The organism is Vibrio neptunius, from assembly GCF_000967495.1.
GTDB classification, from domain to species: domain Bacteria; phylum Pseudomonadota; class Gammaproteobacteria; order Enterobacterales; family Vibrionaceae; genus Vibrio; species Vibrio neptunius.
This window is the reverse complement of the sequence record NZ_JXXU01000048.1, coordinates 90,784-106,774: the sequence shown is the minus strand read 5'-3', so window position 1 is coordinate 106,774 and position 15,991 is coordinate 90,784. Positions and strand designations below refer to the sequence as shown.

Here is a 15,991-nt window from a genome sequence, read left to right as displayed (position 1 = left end):
AAGTTACACTTATTCACAGAGGGAGTATATTTAAACAGATGTCGTTAAAATAATACTTAAGATATTTCTACCATGCCCTCTGTAAAAGACACCGCAACTGAACTTGTTAAATTACTTATCCCTGGAATGCGACTCTCTGCAACCATTGAGTTTGGCCCTGCCGATCAGTACCCATTTAACACTCACTACATCGGCTGCAAAACCAATCAATTTCTCATCATTGATTTACCTCAGAAAGTGATTGAATCACTTGTCATGAGAAAAATAAACAATGCATCAATCGTGATAAGGGGAATAACGAACACCAAACTTGGCCATGTCGTTGCATTTAAAACCTCTGTTATTTCTCAAATCAGCTCACCCGTGCCTCTGATTTTCCTCCGTTTGCCTCAGCACTTTGCTTCCAAACCTATACGCGAGCACGAGCGATACGCTATGGATTTTCCTATTGAAATCAAATCCAATACCGTCAGCTACAAAGCAACGATGGTTGATTTTTCAGTGTCTGGGTGCGCATTTTTCATTTCAGGTGAAAGTGAATTAAGCAAAAGCAGTACGATAGAGTTGTACACTCCACTGGATGAGCTACTCCCAGAAGACCTGAAATATACGATTGTCGGTATTCAGAAAGAAAAGAAAGGCCATCGATTCGGTGTCAAATTCAATAAAAACATTCAACTCTCGGACCAACTAAAGCAAGAACTACTTGAGCAATCTGCGTTGTCAACACTCTTCTAGTTTGGTAAGGAATTCGTCTTTGAAATGAATGAACGCCTGATTCAACGCGAGCTCTTTGATCGGCTTGACGATCACATAGTCGGCACCAACACTTAAAAACGCACGTTTAGTATCTTGCATTCCATCCGCCGTACAGGCGAATATTGGGATGTCTAACTGCAAGTCCTCACGGATAATTTTGGTCGTTTCAATCCCACCGAGGTTTGGCAGTTGGTTATCCATCAAGATTAAATCTATGTTTTCTGACTTCTTCAGATGGCTAATCGCATTGTGCCCATCCTGAACCCAAATCACCTCCATACCATATTTCTCACAGAACGCTTTAGCGATAAACGCATTGGTATGGTTATCTTCAACAAGTAACACCTTTAGGGTTCTATCAAACAGCGTCTCAGGATCTGCCAACAACGTATTTGCTTCGATCTGTTCAACTGACTCGGTCAATTCTATTGGTACGACCAAGCTAAACTTAGTGCCCTGTCCAATGGAGCTTTCAATATCAATATGGCCATTCAACATTTCAACTAAGCTATGAACAATAGCTAAACCTAGGCCACTCCCACCGTATTCTCTAGTGGTGGTGGTTTCGGCTTGAACAAACGGTTCAAAAATATGCGAAATTCGCTCACGCTCAATACCGATACCAGTATCCGAGACACTGATATTGAGATGAGGGTTGTGATTATCTTCATTGCAATACAGTGATACGGTAACATGCCCCTCATGAGTAAATTTAATCGCATTACTAACTAGATTGAATAGAATCTGGTTAAGTCGTACCTGATCACTGTGCGCAAATGTTGCATTACTCACATTGGTGTCGACTTCGAAGCCAATACCTTTTTCATCGCAAAGAGGCGTATAAATTTTCTTAACCGCGCTAATTAACTCAATAAGCCTAAAATCCGCTGATTGGATATGGAATTTGCCCTGCTCAATTTTGGAAAAATCCAAAATATCATTCAGTACAGCAAGAAGGTGTTCGCCGCTATTACACAGCACATCAAGATGCTCAATATCTTCGGTATTAGACAGCTTCCCTTTCAACAACTGAGACACGCCTAAAATACCGTTGAGTGGCGTTCTAAGTTCATGACTCATCTTAGCTAAGAAGTCGGCCCTAACCCGAGCCGACTCCTCGGCCTCTTTTCTAGCGGTTTGGCTTTGAATCTCTGCTTCTACAAAGCTAGTGACGTCCTGACCTTGCGCCATGATATTTCCGATTCCTTTATCAATAAATATCGGAGATAGATTCCAGCGGTAGGTCTTGTCTCGAATCGCAATGTTAATACCAGTTAACGTCGCGCCCTTGGCACACATTCGAATATGCGGCCCAAGCTTTTCTACTAACAGATGGTAATCATCCTGTTCTGAACCTGTGTCTCTTCTAAAACTACGCTCAGCAGATGGATTGATTCTCAGGAGTTTACCATCAACATTCCACAGAGTAATCGGAGAAAGGGAGAAGTTGAACAAATCAGCAAATTGCTTCTCTTGCTCGCTTAACCTGTGAAAAGAGCGTTCAAATGAATGCCCTATCTGGTCAAACTCTTCGATCGACGATCCAGGAAATGTATATGTATCTTTTGCTTCAACGGTGTTTTCGGTATAGCTCATCAGCTTAAACAGTTCTTTGGATACCCGCTTACCTAACCAGACCCGGCTATATATCGCAATAAAGATTAATAGTAATCCTGCAAGCGCCACCCACATATAATGGCTGTGCACTAAAGTAACAATTGGCTTGTTATCTTGAATGGTATAGACAGATAGAAAAGTCGCAACGTTACTGATCGTTAGATCTGTTTTAGACACCATGTATTGGCCAGCAGTCAAGTCAGAAGCCGATTGCTCTAAAAAGTCAATATGACGAAAGTCCTTGTCTTTAGTGCTCGAGGCGATGACTTCTGATCCAACAGACATTAGGACTTGGTCGGCATTACCTCCTTTCAATAACGCGTTAATTAGAGCGAAGTTGTTGTTAAGCACTACACCAATGTGTAGATAGCCCAGTACTTCACCAGAAATCATATTGATGATTGGTACTCGACGTATCATCAGGTAACGAGTACCCAACAATGATGGAGTCTGTGACAAATGCCAGCTCCCTCCTGTGGTCATTTCATTACTTAGATGTGATAACTGCTCTGGCGAAATACCGTAAAACTGATAATTGGAGTCGTCCCAGACCATCTCTTTTTCAGAGGTAATAAAACGAAAATCTGGGGCGAGTTCTGGTTTAGCTTGATCAATACCATTAAAAAATCGGTCCAACCCAGTCACATTTGACCTGACAAAGGCGTCGACTAATGATTCATTTCGGCTATAGCTGTCTTGCTGAATCTCCAGAGCTTTAAGTCTAAAGTTGAAGATTTGTTGCACAAGGCTTTGCGTCTGCAATTTTGAACGCGCAACCTCTTGGGAAACGACTTGGCGATTTACCTGATAGTTCTGAAATACCATCACCAAAGAGAGAACCCCTATGGTGAGGAATATCGAACGGGTAAGTAATGTGGCGAGGCGGCTTTTGCTGCCTCGCTGTGATAATAATGCCATTATTGATCCGAGTACCTAAATGCTCTCTGTTTTAACTTATTCACTTTTTCCGAGCTGTCAGCGTTAGTGACGACTTCAAAGTCACCAGAATAAACATGAGGCACGTCTTTGCCTTCTAGATCCCATTTGATGGCTTCAGCCATTGCAATACCAGTATCATCGTTCATTCTCATCACAGTGACATCCAAATCACCCTTCTCAATCGCTTCAAGTTCAGCACTTCCTCCGCCCCAGCCGTTTATGAGGATATCTCTCCTTTTCATAGATTTAAGAGCTTCAGAGGCACCGAGTGCAACGTCAGTTGAGCATGCATAGATAAAAGAAATACTCGGGTCCTTCTCAATAGCTTTCACGGCAGCATTGAAACCTGATTCACGAGTAGCACTTGTGTAATAAGAAGAAGATAACTGATAAGAATCATGATGGCTCATCTCTTCAATAAAAGTATCACCTCGAGCATCGCTAACGTAACCTTCAGAGAAATAAAGTACGGAATAGCGGCTCTCCTTCGGAATGGTATCTTTATAATATTGCTCCAAAAGACGAGCTCCCTTGATATGATCAAACCCCACATACATGAAAGGCTGTTGATCATCCCAAGCACGTACAGGCGTTGTGATGTTTTGTAAAATGAGTTTGGTGTTTGTCGAACTGATTACATGCTCAATAAATTTTCGGTGCCGAGTCGTATCTAACGTAAAAATGAGATAGTCCGTTTTGTTTTGTACGGCCTCTAACAACGATAAGCTTTGCTGCCTTACATCAAGATTAGGGCGAGTGAACACCTGATTGATATTGTACTTAATGCCTAATTTTTCGAGGCGAGTTTCAAACGCTTGAATGTTTCTCACCCAGTAATCAGAAATTTGTTGCCCTGGATAAACCACAGCGATCGAAACCGGTTTATCTTGTTTCAATATGATCGGTGCAGGGTCATTTCGCACTATCTCTGAAAGCACATCCGTTAGCTGTTTCTGCGCGGGGTTAGATTTTAGGTACTCATCATATTGCCAGTAACCATTAAGAACTTGCGTGGTGTGTGCATAACTGGTCGCTGATGTAACGACCACTATTGATGAGAGCATTATTTTAAACATTGTTTGTCCTCTTACGGGATACCTAGCTAACTTTAGTTTTTAATTTATTAGAGAATACTCTTTTATCTCCACTAGGTCGACTGTACGGCAATAAATTAACTTATTAAAAACATTAACTTACAAAAAAGCAATGTGGAATAATTGTCATTAAAAGGTAAAAGACAGATTACCCGACACGCCATATTGGTTATCACCTGCATAGCTTCCAGCTAAATCCAAACTCACTAAATCACCGGGGCTAACGCCCACACCAGCGGTAATGGAATTGTCCAATGTGTCCTCGAGATCAATCTCATAGCCCAACCGAAGTTGCGCCCAGCCCATCGCATTCCCTTCAATCCCAAAGCGTAAAAATTGAGTGTCATCATTCTGGTCAGTAAAGCGTTCTTGCTTAGTGAGATCCCAGTCAACCGTTGCGACGAAGTAATCCAAGGCATAGGCACCTGAAACGGTGGCCTGTGTATCCAACTTATAAGTACTCACACCACTGATATCAAGAGTCTGTAATTCCTGTGAAAACAAGTCTTTTATGGCAATTCCTGCGCGAAACTGGTGATAAAACCATACAGCACCAAGATCCAAATTAAACGCGTTTTCCTTGGTTTCGCTTTGATCATAATCACTCAAATCAAAGTTTTCGACGGTTAGTGCTTGCTTGTAGGTACGCAAGGTTTGAAATTTTGGTGAGATGCCAAGCGATACATCCTGTCCTGAAATAGACACGCGCTTAGCAATGGCCACTCCAAACTCACTGTAGCCGAAAGCAATCATGTCTACGCGGGAGTTTTCATAGCGAGTTTGAGTATTCCCGTCGCTAGATATATCTGTTTTTGCGATGACATCAGCGTAGCCACGCAAAAACAAATTTGTGGAAAAAGCATCCAGAGGCAACGCAACAGACGCTATAACACCGCCGTTCACGCCCAGAGGTTTATCATCTGAGAGCTGATCCAAATAACTGTTAATTTGCGCTTCGAGGCCAGACGTTGAAGAGTTGGCTTCATATTGTTTGATTACATCTTGAAGATCATCAACGGTTTCAAGGGTTTTATCTGTATCTCGAATTCTAGCTCCAATACCGGGAAAGAGGATACCGAAACTATCAGAATCTCTGTATACCGCTACCAAAGCTGGGTTGTAGAAAGGCGCTAACACGTAATCGGCAGTCGTGACTCCCGCGTTCCCCATGCCATTTCCACGAGCGTCGGGAACCACCGTTGCTGCTTGCGCAGTTAAGACAGCTAACCCAGATACAATTAATAATGATGTTTTTATCAATAATTTCATATCCATATCAACCTTTTTGACATCTCATAATCAAGGTTAATACAAATTTCAGAAAAAGATGGGAATTTAATTGAGCAGATCAATATCAAAAAAGTCAGTTAAATTTGAGCTGCCTGAAATCAACTGCTCCTTTTGCGATTTCGTGAGTTTCTTGACGCGACACTCTATTTTTGAGGCAAATGAACGACTTTGACCGACTTTGGCTGACCATTCCAGTGTTAATGGCCCCTTTCCCTTTAACGCTTTAGCCCCAGTGCCTAATTGATGTTGAGAGTAGCGTCGCTCAACATCCGTAGTGATACCACAATACAGAGCATTCAAGCGTGTTCGAATAAGATACACGTACCAATCCGAACACGTTACAGGTTGTTTTGACTGACACATTAAGCAGTGAGTTGCTCGACAAGTTGACGAAGTTGTGCCATTTCCGATTTTAGCATCGCCACTTCTTGTTCAAGGACCTCGACACGATCATCGTTCACAGTTGCTTGAACAGAAGAAGAACTTATCGCTGTAATCGCTTCTAGATCCACGTCACCACTGAACAAATGCATGTAACGTGATTCTCGCTTACCTGCTTCACGTGGCAATTTTACCACCAAAGCCCCTTCCTCTCGATCCGCCATTCGTTCCAGTACAGCTTCGACTTCTTTCACGTCCGTAAATTCTGCTAAGCGGTTAGTACGGGTACGCAACTCACCTGGAGTTTGAGCACCCCGAAGCAGCATACAGCAAACAATCCCTTTCTCTTGCTTAGTCAGTTTTAGATCACCAAATTCAGTGTTACAAAAACGATGTTGAAACTTACTAGCGCGACTATTAAACCCACTCTCATCACTGACTAGACGACGTGAGATAAGTCCATCAATGGCTTGTTGAACGTCAATATCACTCAGTGCCATGACTGGTTCACGATTGCTCTTCTGATTGCACGCGCTGGTAAGGCTATTTAGGGTCAACGGATAGTAATCTGGCGTGGTGACTTCTTTTTCAATCAAACAACCAATTACACGGGCTTCAATAGGATTTAGTTCTATACTCATTGTTATTTCCTTATTTGAATCTTCCCAAATCAATGTTCAGAAAGGATGGGAACTTTTTTCATGATTCCGTTTTCATCGATCATCACGATTTTACTACGATTCAATTCAACGTCGGAGATCTCCTGACAAGTGCGTTCTTTGCGGTAAGCTTCAACGAGTTTACTGGAACGTTGGGGTGCTTCAGTGAGTGTAGGTTTGGGAATGATAATGTCAGAAGTTCGCATAGTATTGCGGCAGCAGTTGATATTGATAGTCAAATCATATCCTGAACTATAGCTGCTACTCAATGATCTATTAATTGGATCGGCGATAAATCCACCAACGCTTTGTAATGATTGATCTTAAGACTGTTATCGGCAGGAATGTTGTGTTTTAATCATTGACAGTTAAAGGTAAGTAAAGATAGGAAAGGAACCTATGAGTGGTGTATTTGAAATTGTAGCTCAGGCCCGCCGTAAAAATAAGCTAAAGCGCGAGTTGCTTGATAATGAAAAAAAGGTTCGCGATAACCGAAAGCGTGTAGACCTGTTAGACAACCTGATGGACTACATCAAACCAGATATGACGCCAGAAGAAATTGTCGCCATTATCAAGAACATGAAAGCCGATTATGAAGACCGCGTTGATGATCACATCATCAAAAGCGCCGAAATTTCCAAAGAGCGTCGTGACATCAGTCGCCGTATACGAGAACTGACAGAAGAAGATAAGCAAGTACTGCAAGGTAAAAAGAAGTAGTTTTTTGCATCATTAACACGTTAAGCCCGCATGAAACAATGCGGGCTTTTTTAATCAAAGTCGAGATATAACCAACATTTTTGGTTATTAAAATTGACTAACCCACGTAAAACGTTTGCGTAATCGCTAACCTTCTACAAACACAAAACTGGGGCTTTCATCACACATTTAGCCCTGCTATATTTCATTTAGATAATCATTCAGACCATTCGAGGCATGGAGCTTCCTCATATATCTCACGATGAGAAGAATTGGTACCGACACGGTTCGGCAAACTTTAGAGGGTCAAATTATGGATATGAATATGGTTGAAATTTTAGGCTACGCTGCATCTATCATGGTAGCTATCTCTTTAACCATGAAAGACATCGTTAAGCTACGTGTACTCAACTTTATTGGTTGTGCACTTTTTACTGCTTACGGTCTTATGATTGACGCATGGCCAGTCGTTGTGACTAACGGCTTCATCGCTTGTGTTAACATTTACTTCCTTGCAAAGATGCAAAGCGAAAAAAAGAGCGCTGAAGCGGAAAGCGCCGCTTAACGAATGAATATCAGCAGATATAAAAAGGCCCCGGATTCATCCGGGGCCTTTTGTTTTAGTCTTCGTCGTGCATCTCTGCCCAAGCTTGTGCGCATTTCACCGCACGCTTCCAGCCTTTGTAGCGACGATTGCGTTTTTCTTCATCGTGGTGAGGGGCAAAGGTCTTGTCCACTTCTGCTTTGTCTGCCACTTCATCCAAGCTATTCCAGAAACCCACTGCCAAACCTGCAAGATAAGCCGCACCTAATGCAGTAACTTCAGTGACCTTAGGGCGCAGTACCTGTGTATCAAGTACATCCGACTGGAACTGCATCAAGAAATTATTAGCAACCGCACCACCATCGACACGAAGTGCTTCAAGCTTAATTCCAGAGTCCGCTTGCATGGCATCGAGTACATCACGTGTTTGGTAAGCAATACCTTCTAACGTGGCACGGATAATGTGGTTGGAATTGACACCACGAGTCAGTCCAACAATGGTACCGCGTGCGTATGCATCCCAGTATGGAGCACCAAGACCAGTAAAGGCCGGGACGACATAAACGCCATTCGATGTGTCAACTTTAGTCGCAAAGTACTCTGAATCTTTTGCGTCTGCTAATAACTTCATTTCATCGCGTAGCCATTGGATCGATGCGCCGCCCATAAAGACTGCACCTTCTAATGCATAGGCTGGTTCGCCCTCTGGCCCACAAGCGAGAGTGGTTAGCAAACCATTCTTAGACGTCACTTTTTCCTGACCAGTATTCATTAGAAGGAAACAACCCGTACCATAGGTATTTTTTGCCTGACCTGCGTTAACGCACATCTGACCGTACAGTGCGGCTTGTTGGTCTCCTGCAATACCAGCGATTGGGATACGCGTACCCCCTTTACCACCAATGTTCGTTTGACCATACACTTCTGATGATTTCTTCACCTCAGGCATCATAGACAATGGAATATCCATTTCCTTAAGCAGTTTCTCATCCCATTGAAGTGTATTGATATTAAACAGCATCGTACGTGACGCATTAGTGTAGTCTGTGACGTGAACACGGCCTTGAGTCATCTTCCAAACCAACCAGGTATCAACCGTACCGAACAGAAGCTTACCAGCAGCGGCATCTTCACGCGCCCCTTCAACGTTTTCCAAGATCCATTTGATTTTGGTACCAGAGAAGTAAGGATCTAAAACTAAGCCTGTATTTTCTTGAATGTATTCTTCTAAATTGCGCTGTTTGAGATCCTCACAGATTGCGGCAGTACGACGACATTGCCAAACAATCGCGTTATAAATCGGTTTGCCTGTCTCTTTGTTCCAAACAATGGTTGTTTCACGTTGGTTTGTAATACCAATACCAGCTACTTCGTCGCTACGAATACCCGATTTGCCCAGAGCTTCGACCAACACCGAGCTTTGTGTCGCATAGATTTCCATTGGATCATGTTCTACCCAGCCCGCTTGTGGGTAAATTTGAGTAAACTCACGCTGAGAAACGCTGACAATATTGGCGTCGTGGTCTAGTACAACCGCACGTGAACTTGTGGTGCCCTGATCTAGCGCAACTATGTATTTTTGCTCAGTCATGATCATTTCCTTTTAGTTTCGAGATTTCTATTTGTAATTTTAGTATTAAACGTGCGCTTCTTGATTCTCTTCAGTGTCTTCACACTGGTTTGGAATCGTGCAACCTGTCCCTGTATTTGGCAGGTATTGAGCGATAAATTTCGGGTAAGCCCAAGCGCCAAAACATGCGCCAGCAATCGGACCTAAAATAGGGACGATAAAGTATGGGATCTCTTTAGCACCGGAGAGCGCATAATCCCAACCTGCAAGGTATGCAAACAACTTAGGGCCAAAGTCACGTGCAGGGTTCATTGCAAAACCCGTTAGTGGGCCAAGAGAGCCACCTATGACAGCAATCAAAACACCAATCAGTAGCGGGTTCATTGCGCCACGAGCCGCGCCGTTGTTTTCATCACCTAGTGCTAAAATGGCAAACATTAGAACCGCTGTGATAACAAACTCAACCGCTAGCGCTCCGGCAAACGACAACGACGCATGAGGGTATGTAGAAAAGATTCCTGCCGTTGCCAATGCATCTTGGCTGCTGCGCGCAAAACCCTGTGCTATCTCATAATCGACGAACAAGTTGCTGTACAAACTGTATACCAACGCAGCTGAGCAAAAAGCGCCCAACATTTGAGCGATGATGTAAGGCACAACCTTGGCTTTATCAAATCCATGAAAAGCCGCCAATGCAATCGTGACAGCGGGGTTGATGTGCGCTCCTGACACACCTGCTGTACAGTAGATAGCAATAGCTACCCCAAAGCCCCAGACAATACTGATTTCCCATTGCCCAAACTGAGCACCCGCAAGTACTAAAGCGGCTACACAGCCAACGCCAAAGAATATCAATAGTCCGGTACCTATAAACTCAGCGATACATTCACCAAGTAAGGTGGGTTTTCTATTCGTCATAGTAAGAGTCCTTGTTTACATTAAATATGTGCAATTTAGTTTTTGTATTGATTGCGCATCGTATTTTGCATACATAGGTATGAGATTAAACGTTCACAACTGATTAATGAGCGTTCGAGCACATTTTGTTATTTTTATGTTCTCTATTTTGTTAATTAAATCAATTTTTTGATCTTCACTTTAAAAACCACTATTAACAATATTCTCACATTGCTCTAATGCACCCCCACTAACGCTTGCACTCAAAAAGCATTGACACAAAACAGGTGTATTTACTCTAATCAATCACTCGTCATATGTTGAACTATTGTTACGTATACTTTTAAACCGTCTTAACCGTGTATATCTGCCCGTATTTTAACTGATTGCAAAAATAAACGGTTAATGATGAGCAACACAACAACCACAAAATACTCGTTCGCTCATATGTGAACAAGTTAACGAAAATAAAATGAAAGTAATGGCACATTATAATTATGGACATTTCACCAAGGCCCAAATTTACTATGGTTAAACGGTTCGAAACTGATGTGGTCATCATCGGCGGGGGCGCAACAGGTACAGGAATCATGCGCGATTGCTCACTGCGTGGTATCCGTTGCATTTTATTAGAACAAGACGATATTGCGTCGGGAACTACTGGACGCAATCATGGATTACTTCATTCTGGAGCTCGTTACGCCGTCACAGATGGTGAATCAGCAAAAGAGTGTATTCAAGAAAACCGCATACTTAAAAACATTGCTCGTCATTGTGTTGAGGATACAAGTGGTCTCTTTATTACCTTACCTGAAGACGACCTTAGCTTTCAGGACACATTTGTTGACGCTTGCAGCAAAGCGGATATCCCCACCAAGCGATTGTCGGCTAAACAAGCCCTTAAGCTGGAACCTAATGTTAACCCCAAAATAAAAGCGGCGGTCCAAGTACCAGATGGCACATTGGATCCATTTCGTTTATGCGCGTCTAATGTTTTAGATGCCAACGAGCACGGAGCGCTTCTATTCAACAAAACCAAAGTTACTTCCTTAATACGTCATGAAGATACAGTCCTTGGCGTGAACGGCTACAACACTGAGAAGAACGAATCCTTTCAAATATTTTCAAAGCAAGTCATCAACGCTGCTGGTATATGGGGACAAAACATTTGCGAGTATGCCGATCTCAGCATCAGAATGTTCCCAGCAAAAGGATCGTTACTCATACTCGATTATCGAATCAACAACCTCGTCATCAATCGCTGCCGAAAACCTTCAGACGCCGATATATTAGTGCCCGGAGATACCATTTCTCTCATCGGAACGACATCAGAACATATCGATTACGATCAAATTAATGATCTCCATGTTACCGAACGAGATGTCGACGTGTTGCTGAAAGAAGGAGCGAAGCTTGCTCCTATCATGGCTAATACTCGTGTACTTCGTGCCTATGCTGGCGTACGACCACTGGTTTCCGTCGATGATGATGGAAGCGGCCGCAATATCAGCCGAGGTATCGTATTACTTGATCATGAAAAACGGGATGGTCTGAAAGGCTTCACTACTGTAACTGGCGGTAAACTCATGACCTACCGACTAATGGCAGAATGGGCGACAGACTTGCTGGCCGAGAAGCTATCTGTAAGTGAGCCATGCACCACACATATCACACCCCTTCCCGGCTCAAACAAACCAGTTAGCAAGCCAAAGAAAACAGCCAGTATCGTAAAGCCTGTCTACGAATCAGCATATTACCGTCATGGTGAGCGTGCTTCTGATTTTCTGAATGAAAGTGTCGACAAACAAGCAGTGATTTGCGAGTGTGAAATGGTTACCGCAGGCGAAATCGAATACGCGATTAAACAACTCAATGTACATACTCTGGTCGACTTACGTCGCCGTACACGTCTTGGAATGGGGCCTTGTCAGGGTGAGCTTTGCAGTTATCGCGCAGCAAGCTTGTTTAACCAGTACGCCAACCACGACGGTAATCAGTGTAGTCAGCTCCTCAATGAATTCCTAGAAGAGAGATGGAAAGGTACTAAGCCCATCTTCTGGGGCGATGCGCTTAGAGAGGCTGAGTTTAGCCATTGGATTTACCAAGGTTTATTTGGTGCTGGTCAATGCATCCCTCGTAAAGACGAGAAGGAGGAGACCAGATGAAGTATGATGTCGTTGTGATAGGAGGCGGAATAGCGGGTTACTGCTCAGCTTTGAAGTGTTTGGAATCGGGATTAAAAACCGTCTTGATTAATCAAGGCCACAGCTCCCTGCACTTCTCCTCGGGTTCAATTGATGTACTCGGCAATCTACCAAATGGCTTAGAAGTGACAGACCCTTTTGAAAGCATTCCTGTACTCAAAGCGCTTTCATCTGACCACCCTTATAGCAAGCTATCTGTTTCTGAGATAAAAAAAGCGCTGCTGTGGTTTCAAGCCATGCTGAGTGAGGCTGGCGTCTCACTCTCGTCAAACCAAAATGGCCATAATCATTACCGGATCACTCCCTTGGGTACAATCAAACCAACTTGGTTGTCACAGCCGTACGTCCATCAATGGCTGCCTAATTCCTCACTAAAGAGGCTCGTTTTAATCTCCATTGATGGGTTTCGAGATTTTCAACCTCAACTTGCCCTCGATAATCTAAACCAGATCGAAGAGTTTCGCCAAGTCGAAAAGAAAATACTTTCGGTCCGTATTCCTGGCTTTGACTCTTTACGACAAAACCCGAATGAGCTACGTTCTATCGATATCGCCCGAACACTAAAACAACCCAAAGCATTTTCGAGTTTTGTACACCAATTAAGCGCAGGAGCCACTGCGGATGACCTAGTCATTCTTCCAGCCATCATGGGTAATGGCGACGGCCTTGCATTGATGGAACGATTACAAAGCGAGACTCAACTTTGTTTTCATGAAGTGCCCACAATGCCACCTTCCCTATTGGGAATTAGGCTCGAAGAGGCATTGCAAGGTATGTTTACCAAAATGGGGGGTATACAGCTCAAGGGCGACAAGGTTGTTTCCGCACATTGGCATCAAGACAAAAAGGCTATTCGCTCTATACAGACGGCCAACTTAGAAGACTTTCCGCTCATCGCCAAACATTATGTACTTGCTTCAGGTAGCTACTTTAGTCATGGACTCATTGCTGAATCGAACCAGATTATCGAACCAATATTTAACTTAGATGTTCATTATCATCAAGACAGACGCCAGTGGCGAGATAAAGACTTTTTCAGCCAATCTTCACACCCATTCATGCAGTATGGCGTGATTACTGACCGCGACTTTAATCCAACTCTGAATAGTCAAACGGTTCGCAACTTGCACTGCTGTGGTTCAGTGTTGGCTCACTATGACCCGATACAACAAGGCTGTGGAGGGGGTGTTGCTATCGCAAGCGCTTTCCATGTCGCGAATAATATTATTCACGCCATAGCGTTAGAGGAGGCCCTAGTATGACGATCTATTTTGCTGATCATGCTCCCCGGGTTACCAGTTTTGATCATTGTATTAAGTGCACCGTATGTACGATTTACTGCCCAGTAGCAAAAACAAATCCGCTCTACCCTGGTCCTAAACAATCTGGGCCAGATGGAGAGCGACTACGGATAAAAAACGCCGGCTATTATGATGAAGCATTAAAGCTGTGTACCAACTGCAAACGTTGTGAAACAGCTTGTCCTTCTGGTGTCAAGATTGGTGACATTATTGCTGTGGCAAGAGGGAAATACGGAAAAAAAACTTATAGCCCTAAACTCATTAGAGATTTTGTACTCAGCCATACCGACCTTTTCGGGCAATTAGCGACGCCTGTCGCTCCATTAATCAACAAAGTAACGGATAACAAGCCCGTCAAAAAAATCCTGCATAAGACTGTCGGGATCGACGAGCACAAATCGTTACCCAAATACTCCCACGGAACGTTTCGTCACTGGTACAAAAAACACGTGTCCAAGCAAGATATCTATCCCCGTCAAATCAGCTACTTTCACGGATGCTTTGTCAATTACAACCACCCTCAGCTCGGGAAAGATCTGGTCAAGGTTCTCAATGCACTAGGCATCGGCGTCCAACTTTTGGAGAAGGAAAAGTGTTGTGGTGTCCCACTGATAGCGAATGGCTTTCATAGTAAGGCTCGTCGCAACGCAGAACTTAACATCAAACACATAGAAGATGCTGTTTCTAACCATGGTCATACCGTCCTTTCAACGTCTTCAACTTGCTCATTTACACTCAAACAGGAATACCCGCATGTTTTAGGCGTCAAAAATTCTCACGTTAGCGATCGTATTGAATACATCACTAAGTTTCTATTAAAAGAATTTATGAATGGCAATACGTTGAATATGAAACCGCTCAACAAACGGGTGGTTTACCACACACCTTGTCATCTCGAACGAAGTGGCAATGTCATCTTCACTTTGGAAGTGCTAAAACAAATACCTGGATTGGAATTGATCATTCTTGATAGCGAATGCTGTGGTCTTGCAGGAACCTATGGTTTTAAAGAAGAAAACTATGATGTTTCAATGAAAATTGGTCATCATCTCTTTGAATCGATCAAGTCAGCCAAGGCAGACTTCGCTATTACGGATTGCGAAACCTGCAAATGGCAAATTGAAGAAAACACACAACTAGAAACTATTCACCCAGTCACGTTACTGGCAATGGCGATAACCACTTAGAACGCATATCAATAGCTAAGATGCGTGTTGAGAATAGATTGCAGACTTCCACTCCTTTTGATGGCTTTTAGACCTTGATTAAAAGTCATCAAATGCTGTTGACTATCAGGCTTCTTGTTGGGTAGCAGTACATGCAGAGTATTCACAAACAGAGGTGTGGGGTGATAAGTCAAACGATTTCTCTCGGATTCTAAACCTTCACTATTAAGCACATAGTTGACGTGCAAAATATATAGTGGCGATACGTCAATAGTCCCAGCAAGCAGTTTTTTGATGTTTTCAGCTTCATCATGCACTCGCTCAACAGTGAGATTGCCATTTTTCTCCGCCTTTTCAAACGCTTCGCCGTAATAGCCACCAACTACTGCACTGACTTTCAGACCTTCTAAATCTTCCACTCGCTTCCAGTCGAACACTTGTTGTTTTTGGTAGAACAAATGCGCATTTATCTTATAAACAACATCACTGATAAGGAAAGATTCTTTGTACGCTTCGTTGAGCTCCCACAGCGCCGTCGCATCGGCTTTGCCTTGTGCTGCAAAGTCAAATGCCTCTTTCCAAGTTGGTAAGTGAACATACTTTACCTCTACATTTTGCGTTTCAAATGCAGCCGTGACGATTTGAGCGTTGATACCATAACCCGGTAGTGTTTTGGAATGATATGGAGGGTACTCACCACCAACAGCAATAGTGAGCGTCTGCGTATACGCTGAGGTTGGAGTAGCGAAAAACAGTAAGTAGGCCAAAAATACGACAAGGCAATTTGAGAAAAGTTGAAACTTAATGAGCATAATCTCTCCACGACGTAAAAAGGCGACGTGCCACCCAACTACAGACATCAGATCGTATT

Annotated in this window: 15 protein-coding genes; 6 read left to right on the top strand and 9 right to left on the bottom strand. The window is 43.2% G+C overall.

Going from position 1 to position 15,991, the window contains the following annotated elements; translation table 11 throughout:
- Positions 1-72: 72 nt before the first annotated feature.
- A complete protein-coding gene (locus tag TW84_RS17530; protein WP_045976913.1) occupies positions 73-738 on the top strand; it encodes a flagellar brake protein in 666 nt (221 codons plus the stop codon).
- On the opposite strand, the gene luxQ is transcribed toward TW84_RS17530, so the two are convergent.
- The 6 genes from luxQ to TW84_RS25110 all read right to left on the bottom strand — a co-directional run bounded on the left by luxQ (position 724) and on the right by TW84_RS25110 (position 6,945).
- Positions 724-3,294: a quorum-sensing autoinducer 2 sensor kinase/phosphatase LuxQ gene (gene luxQ, locus TW84_RS17525; RefSeq protein WP_045976912.1), complete on the bottom strand. Its 2,571-nt coding sequence runs from the start codon at positions 3,292-3,294 to the stop codon at positions 724-726. The genes TW84_RS17530 and luxQ overlap by 15 nt on opposite strands.
- Positions 3,294-4,391 (bottom strand): autoinducer 2-binding periplasmic protein LuxP, encoded by a 1,098-nt coding sequence (locus tag TW84_RS17520; protein ID WP_045976911.1) that lies wholly within the window; start codon positions 4,389-4,391, stop codon positions 3,294-3,296. The genes luxQ and TW84_RS17520 overlap by 1 nt, the downstream gene beginning before the upstream one ends.
- Before the next feature lie 147 nt (positions 4,392-4,538).
- Positions 4,539-5,678, bottom strand: a complete 1,140-nt coding sequence (locus TW84_RS17515) for a conjugal transfer protein TraF (RefSeq protein WP_045977044.1) — start codon at positions 5,676-5,678, stop codon at positions 4,539-4,541.
- A gap of 66 nt (positions 5,679-5,744) precedes the next feature.
- Entirely contained in the window at positions 5,745-6,062 is a 318-nt protein-coding gene (locus TW84_RS17510; RefSeq protein WP_045976910.1) for a GIY-YIG nuclease family protein, read from the bottom strand.
- Entirely contained in the window at positions 6,062-6,721 is a 660-nt protein-coding gene (locus TW84_RS17505) for a YceH family protein (RefSeq protein WP_045976909.1), read from the bottom strand. Before TW84_RS17505 ends, TW84_RS17510 begins: the two co-directional genes overlap by 1 nt.
- Positions 6,722-6,750: 29 nt before the next feature.
- Positions 6,751-6,945, bottom strand: a complete 195-nt coding sequence (locus tag TW84_RS25110; RefSeq protein ID WP_045976908.1) for a hypothetical protein — start codon at positions 6,943-6,945, stop codon at positions 6,751-6,753.
- Positions 6,946-7,138: 193 nt separating this feature from the next.
- Between TW84_RS25110 and TW84_RS17495 the strand changes: the two genes are divergently transcribed.
- Together TW84_RS17495 and TW84_RS17490 are read left to right on the top strand one after the other, a co-directional pair.
- Complete coding sequence (locus TW84_RS17495; protein WP_045976907.1) at positions 7,139-7,459, top strand: DUF496 family protein; 321 nt, start codon at positions 7,139-7,141, stop codon at positions 7,457-7,459.
- Positions 7,460-7,751: 292 nt separating this feature from the next.
- A complete protein-coding gene (locus tag TW84_RS17490) occupies positions 7,752-8,003 on the top strand; it encodes a YgjV family protein (protein WP_045977043.1) in 252 nt (83 codons plus the stop codon).
- A gap of 55 nt (positions 8,004-8,058) precedes the next feature.
- Here the strand turns inward: TW84_RS17490 and glpK are convergent, their stop codons facing one another.
- Both glpK and TW84_RS17480 read right to left on the bottom strand, forming a co-directional pair.
- Entirely contained in the window at positions 8,059-9,573 is a 1,515-nt protein-coding gene (gene glpK / locus TW84_RS17485) for a glycerol kinase GlpK (RefSeq protein WP_045976906.1), read from the bottom strand.
- Positions 9,574-9,618: 45 nt separating this feature from the next.
- Positions 9,619-10,470, bottom strand: coding sequence for an MIP/aquaporin family protein (locus TW84_RS17480; RefSeq protein ID WP_045976905.1), 852 nt, complete (start codon positions 10,468-10,470; stop codon positions 9,619-9,621).
- A 476-nt stretch (positions 10,471-10,946) separates the two neighbouring features.
- Here TW84_RS17480 and glpA point away from each other — a divergent pair, with 476 nt between their 5' ends.
- Genes glpA through glpC form a run of 3 tightly spaced genes read left to right on the top strand, consistent with a single transcriptional unit; the run spans position 10,947 to position 15,141 of the window.
- Positions 10,947-12,614 (top strand): anaerobic glycerol-3-phosphate dehydrogenase subunit A, encoded by a 1,668-nt coding sequence (gene glpA, locus TW84_RS17475; protein ID WP_045976904.1) that lies wholly within the window; start codon positions 10,947-10,949, stop codon positions 12,612-12,614.
- Entirely contained in the window at positions 12,611-13,915 is a 1,305-nt protein-coding gene (gene glpB, locus TW84_RS17470; RefSeq protein WP_045976903.1) for a glycerol-3-phosphate dehydrogenase subunit GlpB, read from the top strand. Before glpA ends, glpB begins: the two co-directional genes overlap by 4 nt.
- Positions 13,912-15,141: an anaerobic glycerol-3-phosphate dehydrogenase subunit GlpC gene (gene glpC, locus TW84_RS17465; RefSeq protein ID WP_045976902.1), complete on the top strand. Its 1,230-nt coding sequence runs from the start codon at positions 13,912-13,914 to the stop codon at positions 15,139-15,141. The genes glpB and glpC overlap by 4 nt, the downstream gene beginning before the upstream one ends.
- 8 nt (positions 15,142-15,149) lie before the next feature.
- On the opposite strand, the gene TW84_RS17460 is transcribed toward glpC, so the two are convergent.
- Positions 15,150-15,932, bottom strand: coding sequence for a substrate-binding periplasmic protein (locus TW84_RS17460; RefSeq protein ID WP_045976901.1), 783 nt, complete (start codon positions 15,930-15,932; stop codon positions 15,150-15,152).
- Positions 15,933-15,991: the final 59 nt, after the last annotated feature.

Coding starts and splice junctions, on each gene's coding strand:
- TW84_RS17530 (WP_045976913.1), top strand. CDS start 73: ATGCCCTCTGTAAAAGACACCGCAACTGAACTTGTTAAATTACTTATC.
- luxQ (WP_045976912.1), bottom strand. CDS start 3,294: ATGGCATTATTATCACAGCGAGGCAGCAAAAGCCGCCTCGCCACATTA.
- TW84_RS17520 (WP_045976911.1), bottom strand. CDS start 4,391: ATGTTTAAAATAATGCTCTCATCAATAGTGGTCGTTACATCAGCGACC.
- TW84_RS17515 (WP_045977044.1), bottom strand. CDS start 5,678: ATGAAATTATTGATAAAAACATCATTATTAATTGTATCTGGGTTAGCT.
- TW84_RS17510 (WP_045976910.1), bottom strand. CDS start 6,062: ATGTGTCAGTCAAAACAACCTGTAACGTGTTCGGATTGGTACGTGTAT.
- TW84_RS17505 (WP_045976909.1), bottom strand. CDS start 6,721: ATGAGTATAGAACTAAATCCTATTGAAGCCCGTGTAATTGGTTGTTTG.
- TW84_RS25110 (WP_045976908.1), bottom strand. CDS start 6,945: ATGCGAACTTCTGACATTATCATTCCCAAACCTACACTCACTGAAGCA.
- TW84_RS17495 (WP_045976907.1), top strand. CDS start 7,139: ATGAGTGGTGTATTTGAAATTGTAGCTCAGGCCCGCCGTAAAAATAAG.
- TW84_RS17490 (WP_045977043.1), top strand. CDS start 7,752: ATGGATATGAATATGGTTGAAATTTTAGGCTACGCTGCATCTATCATG.
- glpK (WP_045976906.1), bottom strand. CDS start 9,573: ATGACTGAGCAAAAATACATAGTTGCGCTAGATCAGGGCACCACAAGT.
- TW84_RS17480 (WP_045976905.1), bottom strand. CDS start 10,470: ATGACGAATAGAAAACCCACCTTACTTGGTGAATGTATCGCTGAGTTT.
- glpA (WP_045976904.1), top strand. CDS start 10,947: ATGGACATTTCACCAAGGCCCAAATTTACTATGGTTAAACGGTTCGAA.
- glpB (WP_045976903.1), top strand. CDS start 12,611: ATGAAGTATGATGTCGTTGTGATAGGAGGCGGAATAGCGGGTTACTGC.
- glpC (WP_045976902.1), top strand. CDS start 13,912: ATGACGATCTATTTTGCTGATCATGCTCCCCGGGTTACCAGTTTTGAT.
- TW84_RS17460 (WP_045976901.1), bottom strand. CDS start 15,932: ATGCTCATTAAGTTTCAACTTTTCTCAAATTGCCTTGTCGTATTTTTG.